Source organism: Pseudomonas aeruginosa (genome assembly GCF_001457615.1).
In the GTDB taxonomy this organism is placed as follows: Bacteria; Pseudomonadota; Gammaproteobacteria; order Pseudomonadales; family Pseudomonadaceae; genus Pseudomonas; species Pseudomonas aeruginosa.
In genome coordinates this window covers 5,015,900-5,031,399 of sequence record NZ_LN831024.1, presented here as the reverse complement: position 1 = coordinate 5,031,399, position 15,500 = coordinate 5,015,900, and the positions used below count along the sequence as shown (strand labels likewise).

Below are 15,500 nucleotides of genomic sequence, written 5' to 3'. Positions count from 1 at the left end.
GTCATTGCCCGTTCTGTACGTCTACCACGATCTGATAAAGCGCTTCGGCGGTGGGAGCGCTGCGCAGGCGGTCGCGTACGTCGGCACGGTCGAGCATGGCGGCGATCTGCCGGAGCAGTTCGAGATGTTCTTCGGTCGCGGCCTCCGGTACCAGCAGGACGAAGAGCAGGTCGACCGGCGCGCCGTCCAGCGCGTCGAAGTCCACGGGAGCATCCAGGTGCAGCACGGCGCTGATGGGGCTCTGGCAGCCAGACAGGCGGCAGTGCGGAATGGCGATGCCATTGCCGAAGCCGGTGGAACCGAGTTTTTCCCGGGCCACCAGGTTTTCGAAGATGGTCTGGGCGTCGAACTCCGGCAGCTCCCTGGCTACCAGGTTGGCGATTTGTTCGAGTACGCGTTTCTTGCTGCCGCCCGGCACGTTCACGAGGGAACGGCCGGGGGTCAGGATTTGCTCAAGTCGGATCATAGGGGAGGGGAGATCAGCGGGCGCCTACGCCTTGCTGCCGTTCGAGATACTTCTCTTTGTGTTTGATCAGTTGACGGTCGAGTTTGTCGATCAGCAGGTCGATGGCCGCGTACATGTCCTCATGTTCCGCATTGGCTACGATCTCGCCACCGGCGATGCGCAGGGTGGCTTCGATCTTCTGCTTCAGTTTCTCGACCTCCATGATCACCTGAACATTGGTGATCTTGTCGAAATGGCGCTCCAGACGGCTCAGTTTCTCGCCGACATAGTCGCGCAGGGCGTCGGTCACATCCAGTTGATGGCCACTGATGTTGACTTGCATACCGCGTTCTCCTTGTTGCCCGTGTGTAAGTGGCAGGTTAGCAACCTGCCTCCGGAACACCTTGGCGTGGATCAACGTCACACCAGTCGCTTGCGCTCGCTCGAAGGGGCTATGCCCAGGGATTCGCGGTATTTGGCGACGGTGCGGCGAGCCACTTGAATGCCCTGTGCCTCCAGTAAACCAGCGATCTTGCTGTCGCTCAATGGCTTTTTCGCATTTTCCGCGGCCACCAGTTTCTTGATGATCGCGCGGATCGCGGTGGACGAGCATTCCCCGCCTTCGGCGGTACTGACGTGACTTGAAAAGAAATATTTCAGCTCGAAAATGCCGCGCGGCGTATGCATGTATTTCTGCGTGGTGACCCGCGAAATGGTCGATTCGTGCATGCCCACCGCTTCGGCGATGTCGTGCAGGACCAGCGGCTTCATGGCTTCTTCGCCGTAGTCGAGGAAACCGCGCTGGTGCTCGACGATCTGGGTGGCGACCTTCATCAGCGTTTCGTTGCGGCTCTGCAGGCTCTTGATGAACCAGCGGGCTTCCTGCAACTGGTTGCGCATGAAGGTATTGTCGGCGCTGCTGTCGGCGCGGCGGACCATGCCGGCGTAGGTGGCGTTGACGCGCAGGCGCGGCATCGCCTCCTGGTTCAGCTCGACCAGCCAGCGCTCGTTGTCCTTGCGCACGATGACGTCGGGGACGATGTATTCGGCTTCGCTCGATTCGATCTGCGAACCGGGCCGGGGATGCAGGCACTGGATCAGCTCGATGACCTGGCGCAGTTCGTCTTCCTTGAGCTTCATGCGCCGCATCAATTGGCTGTAGTCGCGGCCGCCGAGCAGGTCGAGGTAGTCGGATACCAGGCGCAGCGCTTCGTTCAGCCAGGGCGTGGTGGACGGCAACTGGCGCAGTTGCAGCAGCAGGCACTCGCGCAGGTTGCGGGCGCCGATGCCGGCGGGTTCCAGTTGCTGGATGCGGCGCAGCACGACTTCCACTTCGTCGAGTTCGACGTCCAGTTCCGGATCGATGGCGGCGAGGATTTCTTCGAGGGACTCTTCGAGATAGCCATCGTTGTTGATGCTATCGATGATGGTCACCGCGATCATCCGATCGGTGTCCGACATCGGTGCCAGGTTGACCTGCCAGAGCAGGTGGCTGTGCAGGCTCTCGCCGCTGCTGGTGCGCGCGGTGAAGTCCCATTCGTCATCGTCGTTGCTGGGCAGGCTGCTGGCGCTGGTCTGGTAGATGTCTTCCCAGGCGGTATCCACCGGCAACTCGCTGGGTATGCGTTCGCTCCACTGGTCGTCGTCGAGGCTTTCGACGCTGGGCGTGGCGCTTTCCTGGAGAGGGCTCTCCTGGGGCGCGCTGGCCGCCTGTTCGGCGCCATCGGCGAGAGGGTCGCTGTTGTCGAAATCGTCGCCGTCTTCCTGGCGTTCGAGCATGGGATTGGATTCCAGCGCTTCCTGGATTTCCTGCTGGAGGTCCAGGGTGGATAGCTGGAGGAGGCGTATGGCCTGTTGCAGCTGCGGCGTCATCGTCAGCTGCTGGCCCATCTTGAGGACTAGCGATGGTTTCATGGCTGAGGGCTTAGTACCTTATTCGCTGGTACCGGATGGCACCATCCACTACTACGGGTGCCGAGGTGGCGGCACCGCCAGGAAGCAAATTATATGCCTGAATTTTCGTACTTTGCCTAGGGTTGCTCTGAATAAATCATCCGCTCCAGGCGGCACTCGCGGTTGCGAAACCGCGGGCGAGCGGAACCGCTCCGGCGAGGCCGGAGGGCGCGCTAGGAGATTTCTTCAGAGGCGGAACTCGTGCCCCAGGTAGACTTCCTTGACCAGGTCGTTGGCGAGGATGCTCTCGGCATCCCCCTCCGCGATCAACTGCCCATCATTGACGATATACGCCGTTTCACAGATGTCCAGGGTCTCGCGGACGTTGTGGTCGGTGATGAGGATGCCGATACCCTTCGCCTTGAGGTGATGGATGATCTGCTTGATGTCGCCGACCGAGATCGGGTCCACGCCGGCGAAGGGCTCGTCGAGGAGGATGAATTTCGGCGCGCTGGCCAGGGCGCGGGCGATTTCCACCCGGCGTCGTTCGCCGCCGGACAGGCTCATGCCGAGGTTGTCGCGGATGTGGTGGATGTGGAATTCCTGCAGCAGGCCTTCCAGGGCTTCCTTGCGACCGTTGCGATCGAGGTCGCTGCGGGTCTCGAGGATCGCCATGATGTTGTCGGATACCGACAGCTTGCGGAAGATCGAGGCTTCCTGCGGCAGGTAGCCGATGCCGGCCCGGGCGCGCCCGTGCATCGGCAGGTGGGTGACGTTCTGCTCGTCGATGCGGACCACGCCCTGGTCGGCCTGGACCAGGCCGACGATCATGTAGAAGCAGGTGGTCTTGCCGGCACCGTTCGGACCGAGCAGGCCGACGATCTGCCCGCTATCGATGGACATGCTGACGTCGCGGACGACTTGCCGGCCTTTATAGCTTTTGGCCAGGTGCTGGGCTTTGAGCGTTGCCATTACTGGGCCTTTTTCTTCGGCTGGATGACCATGTCGATGCGCGGGCGCGGGCTGGTCACCTGGGAGCCGGTGGCACGACCCGCGTTGACGATCTGGCGCTGGGTGTCGTAGACGATCTTCTCGCCTTCGAAGGTGTTGCCTTCCTGGATCACCTTGGCCTGGTCGATCAGCACGACCCGGTTCTGCGTGACGAAGTACTGGATGGTCAGGCCATAGGCCTTGGTCACGTCCTTGTCCGGAGCGGGTTTCTGCTCGTAGTAGGCAGGCTTGCCGACCGAGGTCACGACCTCGATGTCGCCGTTCTTGTCCTGCTTCAGGGTCACGGTGTTGCCGGTCAGCTTGGTGCTGCCCTGGGTCACCACGACGTCGCCGCGGTAGACCGCGACGCCCTGCTTGTCGTCCAGTTCGGCGCTGTCGGCCTGGACGCGGATCGGTTGTTCGCGGTCCGAAGGCAGGGCCAAGGCCATGGAGCTGCCGAGGGCGGCAGTCAGACCGAAAATAAGGGGGAGGGTATTAACGAACCTCATGCTGACCTCTTACGTTGGACAGCAGGTGCATCCGGCTGTCTTTCAGATACGCTTTCATTCCAACAGCCGTCGTCACTCCATTGGCCGCGTCGATTTTAACGGCTTGCTCGGTCTGTGCATAATTCTTGTCGGGGAATACGGTCAGCCGAGTGGTGGTCAGGATGCTTGGTTGGCCCTTGGCATCGGTACGTGCGACGCGCACGTCGTCGATGAGTTCGACCTCCTTGCCTTTCGGTCCGACTTCGGCGCGGGCGCTCTGGATGTGCCAGGGTTGCACGTTGCCACGGAAGAGCAGCAGGTCGGGGGTGGTGACGAAAGTGATGTCCGTGGCTTTCTGGTGCTCCAGCTTCACCGCGGTCATCTCGTAGTCGAGGCTGCCGTCCTCCTGGTACTGGAGGCTATGGGCATTCTCGGCATAGTAGTCGATGGTGTTGTCCTGGCCGGGGCGGGTCGGCTGTTCGTTGAACAGCTCGAGCCCGACGTTCCAGTAGTAGCCCGCGACGATCAGCAACAGGGCGATCAGGGCGAGCAGCAGTTTCTGGCGTAGTGTCTTCGGCATGGTCGGCTCTACAGATAGGCGCCCTGGGCGGCTTCGAGCGTACCCTGGGCGCGCATGATCAGTTCGCAGAACTCGCGGGCGGCGCCTTCGCCGCCGCGGGCCGCGGTGACGCCATGGGCATGCTGGCGCACGAACGGGTCGGCACTGGCTACCGCCATGCCCAGGCCGACGCGGCGGATCACCGGCAGATCGGGCAGGTCGTCGCCAAGGTAGGCGACTTGCTCATAGCCTAGTCCGAGTTCGCCGAGAAGTTCGTCGAGGACGGCGAGCTTGTCTTCCCGGCCCTGATAGAGATGCTGGATGCCCAGGTTGCGCGCGCGCCGTTCGACCACCGGAGTGTCGCGGCCGGTGATGATGGCGGTGCGCACGCCGGAGGCGATGAGCATCTTGATGCCATGTCCGTCCAGGGTGTTGAAGGTCTTGAACTCGCTGCCGTCGACGAGGAAATACAGCTTGCCGTCGGTCAGCACGCCGTCGACGTCGAAGATCGCCAGGCGTATCCGGCTGGCCCGGACCGGGAGTTCCGCGGCCGAATGGGTATCGCTCATTACATCACTCCTGCGCGCAACAGGTCGTGCATGTTCAGGGCGCCGACCGGACGGTCGTCCGCGTCGACCACTACCAGTGCGCCGATCTTGTTGTCTTCCATGATCTTCAGGGCTTCCGCGGCGAGGATCTCGGCGCGGACGGTCTTGCCGTGGACGGTCATCACCTGGTCGATGGTGACCTGGCGGACGTCGATGCCCCGATCCAGGGCGCGACGCAGGTCGCCATCGGTGAAAATGCCGGCAAGCTTGCCATGTTCGTCGAGCACTACGGTCATGCCCAGGCCCTTGCGGGTCATTTCCATCAGCGCGCCGGTCAGCGAGGTGCCGAGCAGCACCTGCGGCAGCCCTTCGCCGACGTGCATGACGTCTTCCACCTTCAGCAGCAGTCGGCGGCCCAGCGCACCGCCCGGGTGCGAGAAGGCGAAGTCTTCCGCGGTAAAGCCGCGGGCTTCGAGCAGGGCGATCGCCAGGGCGTCGCCGAGGACCAGGGTTACGGTGGTGGAGGAGGTCGGGGCCAGGTTCAGTGGGCAGGCTTCCTGGCCGACACTGGCGTCCAGGTTCACTTCCGCAGCCTTGGCCAGGGGCGACTCGGGGTTACCGGTCATGCTGATCAGGGTGATGCCCAGGCGCTTGATCAGAGGCAACAGGGTGACGATTTCGGCAGTCGAGCCGGAGTTGGACAGGGCGAGGACCACGTCGTCCTTGGTGATCATGCCCATGTCGCCATGGCTGGCCTCGGCCGGATGCACGAAGAAGGAGGGGGTGCCGGTGCTGGCCAGGGTAGCGGCGATCTTCTTGCCGATGTGACCGGACTTGCCCATGCCGACGACGACGACCCGGCCCTTGCCGGCCAGCAGCAGTTCGCAGGCCTTGACGAAATCGTCGCCAATCCGCGCCAGCAGGCTGTCTACCGCGTCGCGCTCGAGGCCGATGGTGCGCTGGGCGGAATGGATGAAATCGAGGTTCTGGCTCATGTTCAACGAATGTGGCGCCTGGATTAAAGGCGGGATTATAACGGGAAAGCGTGCCCCGCTTACACCAGCCATGCTGTGAAGTCGGTCCGCATCCCCCGCGGCGCAATGTTGTATGGACTGCAATGCTCTGTTACGCCGCCGTTATCTGCACTCCGCGCTATGACTGCATAAATGTCGATATATTCGACGTCGACGCGATTTTTTTCTGTCCGTAGTGAACCTGAAGTGTGCGATATGTCCTAAAGGGCTGAGAGAACGCTCCGAACAAGCTGAATCCAAGCTGAACGGCACGGTGCCAGGCCTTGGGCCAGAACCCGCCGCAGTGCTATAGTCCGCGCCCATTCGACCCCTCCGGGATGCGTGCCTTTGCAACGGGGCAAGGCGTCCAGCATGGACGGGTCGCATCGCAAGGAGTCCTGATGAGCACCGATAGTGCCTACGCGGTCGAGTTGAAGGGCCTGACCTTCAAGCGCGGATCGCGGGCGATTTTCGACAACATCGATGTGCGTATCCCGCGCGGAAAGGTGACCGGCATCATGGGCCCGTCCGGTTGCGGCAAGACCACGTTGCTGCGGCTGATCGCCTCCCAGTTGCGTCCTTCGAAGGGGGAGGTCTGGGTCAACGGGCAGAACCTGCCGCAGCTTTCGCGCGGCGACCTGTTCGACATGCGCAAGCAGTTCGGCGTGCTGTTCCAGAGCGGGGCGCTGTTCACCGATCTCGACGTCTTCGAGAACGTCGCGTTTCCGCTGCGCGTGCATACCCAGCTGCCGGAAGAGATGATCCGCGACATCGTCCTGATGAAGCTTCAGGCCGTCGGCCTGCGCGGCGCCGTGGAACTGATGCCGGACGAGCTTTCCGGCGGCATGAAGCGCCGCGTCGCCCTGGCCCGGGCGATCGCCCTGGACCCGCAGATCCTGCTCTACGACGAGCCGTTCGTGGGGCAGGATCCGATCGCCATGGGCGTCCTGGTGCGCCTGATCCGCCTGCTCAACGATGCCCTCGGCATCACCAGCATCGTGGTTTCCCATGACCTGGCCGAGACCGCCAGCATCGCCGACTACATCTATATCGTCGGCGACGGCCGGGTACTTGGCCACGGGACGCCGGACGTCCTCAAGGAAACCGACGATCCTCGTATCCGCCAGTTCGTCAAGGGAATCCCGGATGGTCCCGTTCCGTTCCATTATCCGGCCCGCGACTACCGGGCCGACCTGCTGGGAGAGCGCTGATGCGTAGAGTCTCTCCCCTCGAACGTATCCGGCTGTTCGGCCGCGCCGGCCTGGACGTGGTCGCCGCGCTCGGCCGCTCGACCCTGTTCCTCGGCCACGCCCTGCTCGGCCGGCGCACGCCAGGCACCGGTTTGCACCTGCTGGTGAAGCAACTCTACTCGGTAGGCGTGCTGTCGCTGGCGATCATCGTCGTCTCGGGCCTGTTCATTGGCATGGTGCTGGCCCTGCAGGGCTACAACATCCTGATTTCCTATGGTTCCGAGCAGGCGGTCGGGCAGATGGTGGCCCTGACCCTGCTGCGCGAACTGGGGCCGGTGGTGACCGGCCTGCTGTTCGCCGGCCGTGCCGGCTCTGCGCTTACCGCGGAAATCGGCAACATGAAGGCCACCGAACAGCTTTCCAGCCTGGAAATGATCGGTGTCGACCCGCTCAAGTACATCGTCGCGCCGCGCCTGTGGGCCGGTTTCATCTCCATGCCGCTGCTCGCCGCGATCTTCAGCGTGGTCGGCATCTGGGGTGGGGCGATGGTCGCGGTCGACTGGCTGGGCGTATACGAGGGGTCGTTCTGGGCGAACATGCAGAACAGCGTGCAGTTCACCGAGGATGTGCTCAACGGCGTGATCAAAAGTATCGTATTCGCCTTCGTGGTGACCTGGATCGCGGTCTACCAAGGCTACGACTGCGAGCCGACCTCGGAAGGAATCAGCCGGGCGACGACCCGGACCGTGGTCTATGCCTCCCTGGCGGTGCTGGGGCTCGACTTCATTCTGACTGCTTTGATGTTTGGAGATTTCTGAATGCAAACCCGCACCCTGGAAATCGGTGTCGGCCTGTTCCTCCTGGCCGGCCTGCTGGCCCTGTTGCTGCTGGCCCTGCGGGTCAGCGGCCTGAGCGTGGGCAACGCCGGCGATACCTACAAGGTCTACGCCTACTTCGACAACATCGCCGGTGTTACCGTGCGCGGCAAGGTCACCCTGGCCGGCGTGACGATCGGCAAGGTGACGGCGGTCGACCTGGATCGCGACAGCTACACTGGTCGCGTGACCATGGAGATCAACCAGAACGTGAACAACCTGCCGGTCGATTCCACGGCGTCGATCCTGACCGCCGGCCTGCTGGGCGAGAAATACATCGGCATCAGCGTCGGCGGCGACGAGGACGTTCTGAAGGACGGCAGCACCATCCACGACACCCAGTCGGCGCTGGTGCTGGAAGACCTGATCGGCAAGTTCCTGCTGAACTCGGTTAACAAAGACGAAGCCAAAAAGTGAGGTTTTCTTCCATGCTGACTCTTCTGCGTCGCGGCCTGCTGGTGTTCCTGGCGGCTTTCCCGCTGCTTTCCATGGCGGCGCCGACCCCGCAACAGGTGGTGCAGGGCACGGTCGACGAACTGCTTTCCGACATCAAGGCCAACAAGGCCGCCTACAAGGCCGATCCGCAAAAGCTCTACGCCACTCTCGACCGTATCCTTGGGCCGGTGGTCGATGCCGAAGGCATCGCCAAGAGTGTGATGACCGTCAAGTACTCGCGCCAGGCCTCACCCGAGCAAATCAAGCGCTTCGAGGAAGTGTTCAAGAACAGCCTGATGCAGTTCTACGGCAACGCGCTGCTCGAATACGACAACCAGGACATCCGCGTGCTGCCTAGTTCGGCCAAGCCGAGCGACGATCGCGCCAGCGTCAACATGGAGATCCGTGACAGCAAGGGCACGGTCTATCCGGTCTCCTACACCATGACCAACCTGGCCGGTGGCTGGAAGGTCCGCAACGTGATCATCAACGGCATCAACATCGGCAAGCTGTTCCGCGACCAGTTCGCCGACACCATGCAGAAGAACCGCAACGACCTCGAGAAGACCATCGCCGGCTGGGGCGAGGTGGTCGCCAAGGCCAAGGAAACCGCGAAAGCGGAAGAGGCCGGGGCGAAATGAGCCAGGCCAGCCTGCGCGAAGGCGCGGCCGGCGAACTGCAGCTCGCCGGCGTGCTCGACTACAGCAGCGGGCCGGCGTTGCGCGAGCAGGGCGGTCGGCTGATTCGCGCCAGCCAGGCGGCGGAACTGGTCGTCGACTGCTCGGCGGTGGAGCGCTCCAGCAGCGTGGGCATTTCCCTGTTGCTGGCCTTCATGCGCGACGCACGCAAGGCCGGCAAGGTCCTGAGCGTCAGGGCGTTGCCGGACGACATGCGGGAGATTGCCAAGGTCAGCAGCCTTCTGGAGATCCTGCCTTTGCAGGAATGACCGGCCGGCGGAACGAGCGGCCCTCCGTCTGCGCGTCCCTTCCTGGGGTTCGCAGGCGGAGGGCTTTTTTGTATGATGGCCGACCGTGCGCGTAGGGCGCCCGATTGAGGTTGAGCATGCAGGCCGAAGACGTTAAGAGCCTTCTCCAGGAAAAACTCCCCGGCACCCAGGTGGAAGTCGAGGGCGAAGGGTGCAATTTCCAACTGAATCTGATCAGCGACGAACTGGCCGGCCAGAGCCCGGTCAAGCGTCAGCAGCAGGTCTACGCCCATTTGAACGCCTGGATCGCCGATGGCAGCATCCATGCCGTCACCATGAAATTCTTCAGCCGCGCCGCCTGGGCCGAGCGTTCCTGAGCCCACGGGGGATCATTGCAATGGATAAACTGATTATTACCGGCGGTAACCGCCTCGATGGCGAAATCCGCATTTCCGGCGCGAAGAACTCGGCGCTGCCGATCCTGGCCGCGACCCTGCTGGCCGATACTCCGGTCACCGTCTGCAACCTGCCGCACCTGCACGACATTACCACCATGATCGAACTGTTCGGCCGCATGGGCGTGCAGCCGATCATCGACGAGAAGCTCAACGTCGAAGTCGATGCCAGCAGCATCAAAACCCTGGTCGCGCCGTACGAACTGGTGAAGACCATGCGTGCCTCGATCCTGGTGCTGGGCCCGATGCTGGCGCGCTTCGGCGAGGCCGAAGTGGCCCTGCCGGGCGGTTGCGCGATCGGTTCGCGTCCGGTCGACCTGCATATCCGCGGTCTCGAGGCCATGGGCGCGCAGATCGAGGTCGAAGGCGGCTACATCAAGGCCAAGGCGCCGGCCGGCGGCCTGCGTGGCGGTCACTTTTTCTTCGATACCGTCAGCGTGACCGGCACCGAGAACCTGATGATGGCTGCCGCGCTGGCCAACGGCCGTACCGTGCTGCAGAACGCCGCTCGCGAGCCGGAGGTGGTCGACCTGGCCAACTGCCTGAACGCCATGGGCGCCAACGTCCAGGGCGCTGGCTCCGATACCATCGTCATCGAAGGCGTGAAGCGCCTCGGCGGTGCTCGCTACGACGTACTGCCCGACCGTATCGAGACCGGCACCTACCTGGTGGCCGCGGCCGCGACCGGTGGCCGGGTGAAGCTGAAGGATACCGACCCGACCATCCTCGAGGCGGTCCTGCAGAAGCTGGAAGAGGCCGGTGCCCACATCAGCACCGGCAGCAACTGGATCGAGCTGGACATGAAGGGCAACCGGCCGAAGGCGGTCAACGTGCGTACCGCGCCGTACCCGGCGTTCCCCACCGACATGCAGGCCCAGTTCATCTCCATGAACGCGGTAGCCGAAGGCACCGGCGCGGTCATCGAGACGGTCTTCGAGAACCGCTTCATGCATGTTTACGAAATGAACCGCATGGGCGCGCAAATCCTCGTCGAAGGCAACACCGCCATCGTCACCGGCGTACCCAAGCTCAAGGGCGCTCCGGTCATGGCGACCGACCTGCGCGCATCCGCGAGCCTGGTGATCGCCGGCCTGGTGGCCGAAGGCGACACCCTGATCGATCGCATCTACCACATCGACCGTGGCTACGAGTGCATCGAAGAGAAACTCCAGCTGCTCGGCGCCAAGATCCGCCGCGTACCGGGCTAGCGGAGGCTGTCGCGCAAATGCTGACCATCGCCTTGTCCAAGGGCCGGATTCTCGACGATACCCTGCCGCTGCTCGCAGCGGCGGGCATCGTACCGTCGGAGAACCCGGACAAGAGCCGCAAGCTGATCATCCCGACGTCCCTGTCCGATGTGCGCCTGCTCATCGTGCGCGCCACCGACGTGCCGACCTATGTCGAGCATGGCGCCGCCGATCTCGGCGTGGCCGGCAAGGACGTGCTGATGGAGTACGGCGGCCAGGGACTCTACGAACCGCTGGACCTGCGTATCGCCAACTGCAAGCTGATGACCGCCGGCGCCATTGGCGCGCCTGAACCCAAGGGACGCCTGCGGGTGGCCACCAAGTTCGTCAATGTCGCCAAGCGCTACTACGCCGAGCAGGGCCGCCAGGTCGACGTGATCAAGCTGTACGGCTCGATGGAGCTGGCGCCGCTGGTCGGTCTCGCCGACAAGATCATCGACGTCGTGGATACCGGCAATACCCTGCGCGCCAACGGCCTGGAGCCCCAGGAACTGATCGCCACGATCAGCTCGCGCCTGGTGGTCAACAAGGCCTCGATGAAGATGCAGCACGGTCGCATCCAGTCGCTGATCGATACCCTGCGCGACGCCGTCGAGGCGCGACACCGTCACTGATACCCGTGCGGCTCCGCGCTGCACCTGCCTATCCGTGTCATAGCCAAATTTTCTCGGGTGCCCGCACGGTGGGCTTGGTAGTCTAGCGGCGCCCGAGACAACGCCATCCATAAAAGAGGCTCGCTATGACCGCTCCCTTCGCTATCCGTCGACTCAATGCCGCTGATCCGGACTTCGGGCGTCATCTGGATCATCTGCTGAGCTGGGAAAGTGTCTCCGACGATTCGGTCAACCAGCGCGTCCTCGACATCATCGCCGCCGTACGCAGCCGTGGCGACGCCGCCGTGGTCGAGTTCACCCAGCGCTTCGACGGTCTCCAGGCCGCCTCGATGGCCGACCTGATCCTGCCGCGCGAGCGCCTGGAGCTGGCTCTCACCCGTATCACCGTAGCCCAGCGCGAAGCCCTGGAAGTCGCCGCCGAGCGCGTGCGCAGCTACCACGAGAAGCAGAAGCAGGGTTCCTGGCGCTACACCGAGGCCGACGGCACGGTGCTCGGCCAGCAGGTCACCCCGCTGGACCGCGCCGGGCTCTATGTGCCGGGCGGCAAGGCGTCCTACCCGTCCTCGGTGCTGATGAATGCGATCCCGGCCAAGGTCGCCGGGGTGTCCGAAGTGGTCATGGTCGTACCGACCCCGCGCGGCGAGATCAACGAGATCGTCCTCGCCGCCGCCTGCATCGCCGGCGTCGACCGTGTCTTCACCATCGGCGGGGCACAGGCCGTGGCCGCGTTGGCCTACGGCACCGAAAGCGTGCCGCGGGTGGACAAGATCGTCGGCCCCGGCAACATCTACGTGGCCACCGCCAAGCGTCACGTGTTCGGCCAGGTCGGCATCGACATGATCGCCGGTCCCTCGGAAATCCTCGTGGTCTGCGACGGCCAGACCGATCCCGACTGGATCGCCATGGACCTGTTCTCCCAGGCCGAACACGACGAAGACGCCCAGTCGATCCTGGTCAGTCCGGACGCGGCGTTCCTGGACCGCGTCGCGGACAGCATTGCTCGCCTGCTGCCGACCATGGAGCGCGCCGAGATCATCCGCACCTCCCTGGAGGGGCGCGGCGCGCTGATCCAGGTCGCCGACCAGGCCCAGGCCTGTGCGGTCGCCAACCGCATCGCCCCGGAACACCTGGAGCTGTCGGTGGCCGATCCGGAAAGCTGGCTGCCGGAGATCCGCCATGCCGGCGCGATCTTCATGGGCCGCTACACTGCCGAGGCCCTGGGCGACTATTGCGCCGGCCCGAACCACGTGCTGCCGACCTCCGGTACCGCGCGTTTCTCTTCGCCGCTGGGGGTATATGACTTCCAGAAGCGTTCGTCGATCATCAACTGCTCGGCCGAGGGCGCTTCGGTCCTCGGTCGTACCGCCTCGGTGCTGGCTCGCGGCGAGTCGTTGACCGCCCACGCGCGTAGTGCCGAATACCGCATCCTCGACGAGAAGGAGGCCTGAGCATGAGCAAATTCTGGAGTCCCTTCGTCAAGGACCTGGTGCCTTATGTGCCGGGCGAGCAGCCGAAGCTGTCGCGGCTGGTCAAGCTGAACACCAACGAGAATCCCTACGGTCCGTCGCCACAGGCGCTCGCCGCGATGCAGGCGGAACTCAACGACGACCTGCGCCTGTATCCCGATCCCAACGGCGAGCGGTTGAAGCAGGCGGTCGCCGCGCACTACGGCGTACAGGCCAACCAGGTGTTCGTCGGCAACGGCTCCGACGAGGTGCTCGCGCACATTTTCCATGGCCTCTTCCAACACGACCTGCCGCTGCTGTTTCCGGACGTGACCTACAGCTTCTACCCGGTCTATTGCGGCCTGTACGGGATCGCGCACGAGAAGATCGCGCTGGATGAAAGGTTCCGCATCCGCGTCGAAGACTACGCGCGGCCCAACGGCGGAATCATCTTCCCCAATCCGAACGCGCCGACCGGCTGCCTGCTGCCGCTGGACGCCATCGAAGCGATGCTGAAGTCGTCGCCGGATTCGGTGGTGGTAGTCGACGAGGCCTATGTCGACTTCGGCGGCGAGAGCGCCATCGCCCTGGTCGATCGCTACCCGAACCTGCTGGTCACCCAGACGCTGTCCAAGTCGCGCTCCCTGGCCGGCCTGCGGGTCGGCCTGGCGGTCGGCCATGCCGATCTGGTCGAGGCGCTGGAGCGGATCAAGAACAGCTTCAATTCCTACCCGCTGGATCGCCTGGCGATCGCCGGCGCGGCGGCGGCTTTCGAGGACGACGCCTATTTCCGTCGGACCTGCCAGGCAGTGATCGATAGCCGCGAGGCGTTGAGCGCCTCTTTGCAGGCGCTGGGCTTCGAGGTACTACCGTCGGCCGCCAACTTCGTCTTCGCCCGTCATCCGCGGCACGATGCCGGGCAGATTGCCTCGACCCTGCGCGAGCAGGGAGTGATCGTCCGCCATTTCAAGCAGGCGCGGATCGACCAGTTCCTGCGTATCACCATCGGCAGTCCGGAGCAGAACCAGGCGCTACTGGACGCCCTGCACTTCCTCAAGTGATACGAAAACGGCGCCCGAGGGCGCCGTTTTCAATGACGGGGATCACTCGCCGCCGTCCTGTTTCTGCTGTGGAGCCGGTGCCGGCGGCGGACGCAGGCCGACCTCGGCGGTCAGGTTGACCTTCTGTCCGTTGCGCAGCACCACGATGCTGATCTTCTGTCCCGGACGGGTGCGCGCCACCTGGTTCATCGAGCGGCGGCCGTCGCTGGCTTCCTGCTTGTCGATGGTCAGGATCACATCGCCCGGCAGCAGGCCGCCGCGTGCCGCCGGACCGTCGCGATAGACGCCGGCGACGACGATCCCGGCGGTTTCGCCGAGGCCCAGCGACTCCGCCAGTTCCGGGGTCAGCGCCTTGACCTCGACGCCGAGCCAGCCGCGGATCACCTGGCCGTGCTCGATGATCGACTGCATGACCTCCAGGGCCAGCTTGGTCGGGATGGCGAAGCCGATACCCTGGGAGCCGCCGGACTTGGAGAAGATCGCCGTGTTGATGCCGATCAGGTTGCCGGCAGCGTCCACCAGCGCGCCGCCGGAGTTGCCGGGGTTGATCGCCGCGTCGGTCTGGATGAAGTCTTCGTAGGTGTTCAGGCCGAGCTGGTTGCGTCCGGTGGCGCTGATGATGCCCATGGTCACGGTCTGGCCGACGCCGAACGGGTTGCCGATGGCGAGGCAGACGTCGCCGGTGCGAATGCCGTCGGAGCGGCCGAGGGTCATCGCCGGCAGGTTCTTAAGGTCGATCTTCAGCACGGCCAGGTCGGTTTCCGGGTCGCTGCCGACCAACTGGGCGATGGTTTCGCGGCCGTCGCGCAAGGCCACGATGATCTGGTCGGCGCCAGCGGTCACGTGGTTGTTGGTCAGCAGGTAGCCTTCCGCGCTCATGATCACCGCCGAGCCGAGGCTCGACTCCATGCGCTTCTGTTGCGGCAGGTTGTCGCCGAAGAAGCGGCGGAACATCGGGTCGTCGAACAGGGGGTGGGAGGGCTTGCTGACCATCTTGGTGGTGTACAGGTTGGCCACTGCCGGAGCCGCTCGACTCACCGCGTTGGCATAGGACACCGGGCCTTCCTGCAGGCGGCTGAGCAGAGGCGCCTGCTCGACGTGCACCTCCTGGCGTGGCAGGCCGACCAGCTCGGGGTTGTGCTGGATGATCAGCAGGGCCAGCAGCACGCCGACCAGCACGGGCCAGCCGAGGAAACGCAGGGCCTTGGGCATCGGGAAAATCCTTGGGGTTGCGAGGCCGAAAAGCGGCCGATAAGGTGGCGCCCATTATAGGGGGAAGCCGTCCATTAGAGGAGCGGCGCGCCCTGCCTGAATGAA

The 15,500-nt window shown here is 64.0% G+C and carries 19 protein-coding genes; 10 read left to right on the top strand and 9 right to left on the bottom strand.

The features are described 5' to 3' along the window. Position 1: 1 nt before the first annotated feature. The 8 genes from ptsN to kdsD form a co-directional block, all read right to left on the bottom strand. On the bottom strand, positions 2-466 hold the full coding sequence (ptsN, locus tag AT700_RS23185) for a PTS IIA-like nitrogen regulatory protein PtsN (RefSeq protein WP_003098853.1): 465 nt from the start codon (positions 464-466) through the stop codon (positions 2-4). Positions 467-479: 13 nt separating this feature from the next. After that, on the bottom strand, positions 480-788 hold the full coding sequence (hpf, locus tag AT700_RS23180) for a ribosome hibernation-promoting factor, HPF/YfiA family (protein ID WP_003094359.1): 309 nt from the start codon (positions 786-788) through the stop codon (positions 480-482). Between the two features lie 77 nt (positions 789-865). After that, complete coding sequence (locus AT700_RS23175; RefSeq protein WP_003094357.1) at positions 866-2,359, bottom strand: RNA polymerase factor sigma-54; 1,494 nt, start codon at positions 2,357-2,359, stop codon at positions 866-868. Positions 2,360-2,584: 225 nt separating this feature from the next. Beyond that, positions 2,585-3,310: an LPS export ABC transporter ATP-binding protein gene (gene lptB / locus AT700_RS23170; RefSeq protein ID WP_003094355.1), complete on the bottom strand. Its 726-nt coding sequence runs from the start codon at positions 3,308-3,310 to the stop codon at positions 2,585-2,587. Then, positions 3,310-3,837, bottom strand: a complete 528-nt coding sequence (gene lptA / locus AT700_RS23165; protein WP_003120916.1) for a lipopolysaccharide transport periplasmic protein LptA — start codon at positions 3,835-3,837, stop codon at positions 3,310-3,312. The genes lptB and lptA overlap by 1 nt, the downstream gene beginning before the upstream one ends. Then, positions 3,824-4,396 carry an LPS export ABC transporter periplasmic protein LptC gene (gene lptC, locus AT700_RS23160; protein WP_003094353.1) on the bottom strand — a complete coding sequence of 191 codons (573 nt, stop codon included), beginning with the start codon at positions 4,394-4,396 and terminating at the stop codon, positions 3,824-3,826. The genes lptA and lptC overlap by 14 nt, the downstream gene beginning before the upstream one ends. 8 nt (positions 4,397-4,404) lie before the next feature. After that, a complete protein-coding gene (locus AT700_RS23155; protein WP_003098849.1) occupies positions 4,405-4,944 on the bottom strand; it encodes a KdsC family phosphatase in 540 nt (179 codons plus the stop codon). After that, complete coding sequence (gene kdsD, locus AT700_RS23150; protein WP_003094347.1) at positions 4,944-5,924, bottom strand: arabinose-5-phosphate isomerase KdsD; 981 nt, start codon at positions 5,922-5,924, stop codon at positions 4,944-4,946. Before kdsD ends, AT700_RS23155 begins: the two co-directional genes overlap by 1 nt. Before the next feature lie 413 nt (positions 5,925-6,337). Here kdsD and AT700_RS23145 point away from each other — a divergent pair, with 413 nt between their 5' ends. The 10 genes from AT700_RS23145 to hisC all read left to right on the top strand — a co-directional run bounded on the left by AT700_RS23145 (position 6,338) and on the right by hisC (position 14,183). After that, positions 6,338-7,147, top strand: a complete 810-nt coding sequence (locus AT700_RS23145; RefSeq protein ID WP_003094343.1) for an ABC transporter ATP-binding protein — start codon at positions 6,338-6,340, stop codon at positions 7,145-7,147. Beyond that, positions 7,147-7,944 carry a lipid asymmetry maintenance ABC transporter permease subunit MlaE gene (gene mlaE, locus AT700_RS23140; RefSeq protein WP_003094341.1) on the top strand — a complete coding sequence of 266 codons (798 nt, stop codon included), beginning with the start codon at positions 7,147-7,149 and terminating at the stop codon, positions 7,942-7,944. Before AT700_RS23145 ends, mlaE begins: the two co-directional genes overlap by 1 nt. Continuing rightward, positions 7,945-8,418, top strand: a complete 474-nt coding sequence (gene mlaD, locus AT700_RS23135; RefSeq protein WP_003094339.1) for an outer membrane lipid asymmetry maintenance protein MlaD — start codon at positions 7,945-7,947, stop codon at positions 8,416-8,418. 11 nt (positions 8,419-8,429) lie between these two features. Further along, a complete protein-coding gene (locus AT700_RS23130; RefSeq protein ID WP_003094337.1) occupies positions 8,430-9,077 on the top strand; it encodes an MlaC/ttg2D family ABC transporter substrate-binding protein in 648 nt (215 codons plus the stop codon). Further along, complete coding sequence (locus AT700_RS23125; RefSeq protein ID WP_003094335.1) at positions 9,074-9,382, top strand: STAS domain-containing protein; 309 nt, start codon at positions 9,074-9,076, stop codon at positions 9,380-9,382. The genes AT700_RS23130 and AT700_RS23125 overlap by 4 nt, the downstream gene beginning before the upstream one ends. 116 nt (positions 9,383-9,498) lie before the next feature. Further along, positions 9,499-9,738 carry a BolA family protein gene (locus AT700_RS23120; RefSeq protein WP_003094334.1) on the top strand — a complete coding sequence of 80 codons (240 nt, stop codon included), beginning with the start codon at positions 9,499-9,501 and terminating at the stop codon, positions 9,736-9,738. 20 nt (positions 9,739-9,758) lie between these two features. Beyond that, entirely contained in the window at positions 9,759-11,024 is a 1,266-nt protein-coding gene (murA, locus tag AT700_RS23115) for a UDP-N-acetylglucosamine 1-carboxyvinyltransferase (RefSeq protein ID WP_003094332.1), read from the top strand. Positions 11,025-11,041: 17 nt separating this feature from the next. Continuing rightward, on the top strand, positions 11,042-11,677 hold the full coding sequence (hisG, locus tag AT700_RS23110) for an ATP phosphoribosyltransferase (protein ID WP_003098837.1): 636 nt from the start codon (positions 11,042-11,044) through the stop codon (positions 11,675-11,677). A gap of 125 nt (positions 11,678-11,802) precedes the next feature. After that, a complete protein-coding gene (hisD, locus tag AT700_RS23105; RefSeq protein WP_003094326.1) occupies positions 11,803-13,125 on the top strand; it encodes a histidinol dehydrogenase in 1,323 nt (440 codons plus the stop codon). A gap of 2 nt (positions 13,126-13,127) precedes the next feature. Further along, positions 13,128-14,183 (top strand): histidinol-phosphate transaminase, encoded by a 1,056-nt coding sequence (hisC, locus tag AT700_RS23100; protein WP_033966343.1) that lies wholly within the window; start codon positions 13,128-13,130, stop codon positions 14,181-14,183. Between the two features lie 42 nt (positions 14,184-14,225). Here the strand turns inward: hisC and algW are convergent, their stop codons facing one another. Then, on the bottom strand, positions 14,226-15,395 hold the full coding sequence (gene algW, locus AT700_RS23095; RefSeq protein WP_003098831.1) for a Do family serine endopeptidase AlgW: 1,170 nt from the start codon (positions 15,393-15,395) through the stop codon (positions 14,226-14,228). Positions 15,396-15,500 lie beyond the last annotated feature (105 nt).

What these genes read in the sequence shown, in the direction of transcription:
- ptsN (WP_003098853.1), bottom strand. Translation starts at nt 466, where the DNA reads ATGATCCGACTTGAGCAAATCCTGACCCCCGGCCGTTCCCTCGTGAAC.
- hpf (WP_003094359.1), bottom strand. Translation starts at nt 788, where the DNA reads ATGCAAGTCAACATCAGTGGCCATCAACTGGATGTGACCGACGCCCTG.
- AT700_RS23175 (WP_003094357.1), bottom strand. Translation starts at nt 2,359, where the DNA reads ATGAAACCATCGCTAGTCCTCAAGATGGGCCAGCAGCTGACGATGACG.
- lptB (WP_003094355.1), bottom strand. Translation starts at nt 3,310, where the DNA reads ATGGCAACGCTCAAAGCCCAGCACCTGGCCAAAAGCTATAAAGGCCGG.
- lptA (WP_003120916.1), bottom strand. Translation starts at nt 3,837, where the DNA reads ATGAGGTTCGTTAATACCCTCCCCCTTATTTTCGGTCTGACTGCCGCC.
- lptC (WP_003094353.1), bottom strand. Translation starts at nt 4,396, where the DNA reads ATGCCGAAGACACTACGCCAGAAACTGCTGCTCGCCCTGATCGCCCTG.
- AT700_RS23155 (WP_003098849.1), bottom strand. Translation starts at nt 4,944, where the DNA reads ATGAGCGATACCCATTCGGCCGCGGAACTCCCGGTCCGGGCCAGCCGG.
- AT700_RS23145 (WP_003094343.1), top strand. Translation starts at nt 6,338, where the DNA reads ATGAGCACCGATAGTGCCTACGCGGTCGAGTTGAAGGGCCTGACCTTC.
- mlaE (WP_003094341.1), top strand. Translation starts at nt 7,147, where the DNA reads ATGCGTAGAGTCTCTCCCCTCGAACGTATCCGGCTGTTCGGCCGCGCC.
- mlaD (WP_003094339.1), top strand. Translation starts at nt 7,945, where the DNA reads ATGCAAACCCGCACCCTGGAAATCGGTGTCGGCCTGTTCCTCCTGGCC.
- AT700_RS23130 (WP_003094337.1), top strand. Translation starts at nt 8,430, where the DNA reads ATGCTGACTCTTCTGCGTCGCGGCCTGCTGGTGTTCCTGGCGGCTTTC.
- AT700_RS23125 (WP_003094335.1), top strand. Translation starts at nt 9,074, where the DNA reads ATGAGCCAGGCCAGCCTGCGCGAAGGCGCGGCCGGCGAACTGCAGCTC.
- AT700_RS23120 (WP_003094334.1), top strand. Translation starts at nt 9,499, where the DNA reads ATGCAGGCCGAAGACGTTAAGAGCCTTCTCCAGGAAAAACTCCCCGGC.
- murA (WP_003094332.1), top strand. Translation starts at nt 9,759, where the DNA reads ATGGATAAACTGATTATTACCGGCGGTAACCGCCTCGATGGCGAAATC.
- hisG (WP_003098837.1), top strand. Translation starts at nt 11,042, where the DNA reads ATGCTGACCATCGCCTTGTCCAAGGGCCGGATTCTCGACGATACCCTG.
- hisD (WP_003094326.1), top strand. Translation starts at nt 11,803, where the DNA reads ATGACCGCTCCCTTCGCTATCCGTCGACTCAATGCCGCTGATCCGGAC.
- hisC (WP_033966343.1), top strand. Translation starts at nt 13,128, where the DNA reads ATGAGCAAATTCTGGAGTCCCTTCGTCAAGGACCTGGTGCCTTATGTG.
- algW (WP_003098831.1), bottom strand. Translation starts at nt 15,395, where the DNA reads ATGCCCAAGGCCCTGCGTTTCCTCGGCTGGCCCGTGCTGGTCGGCGTG.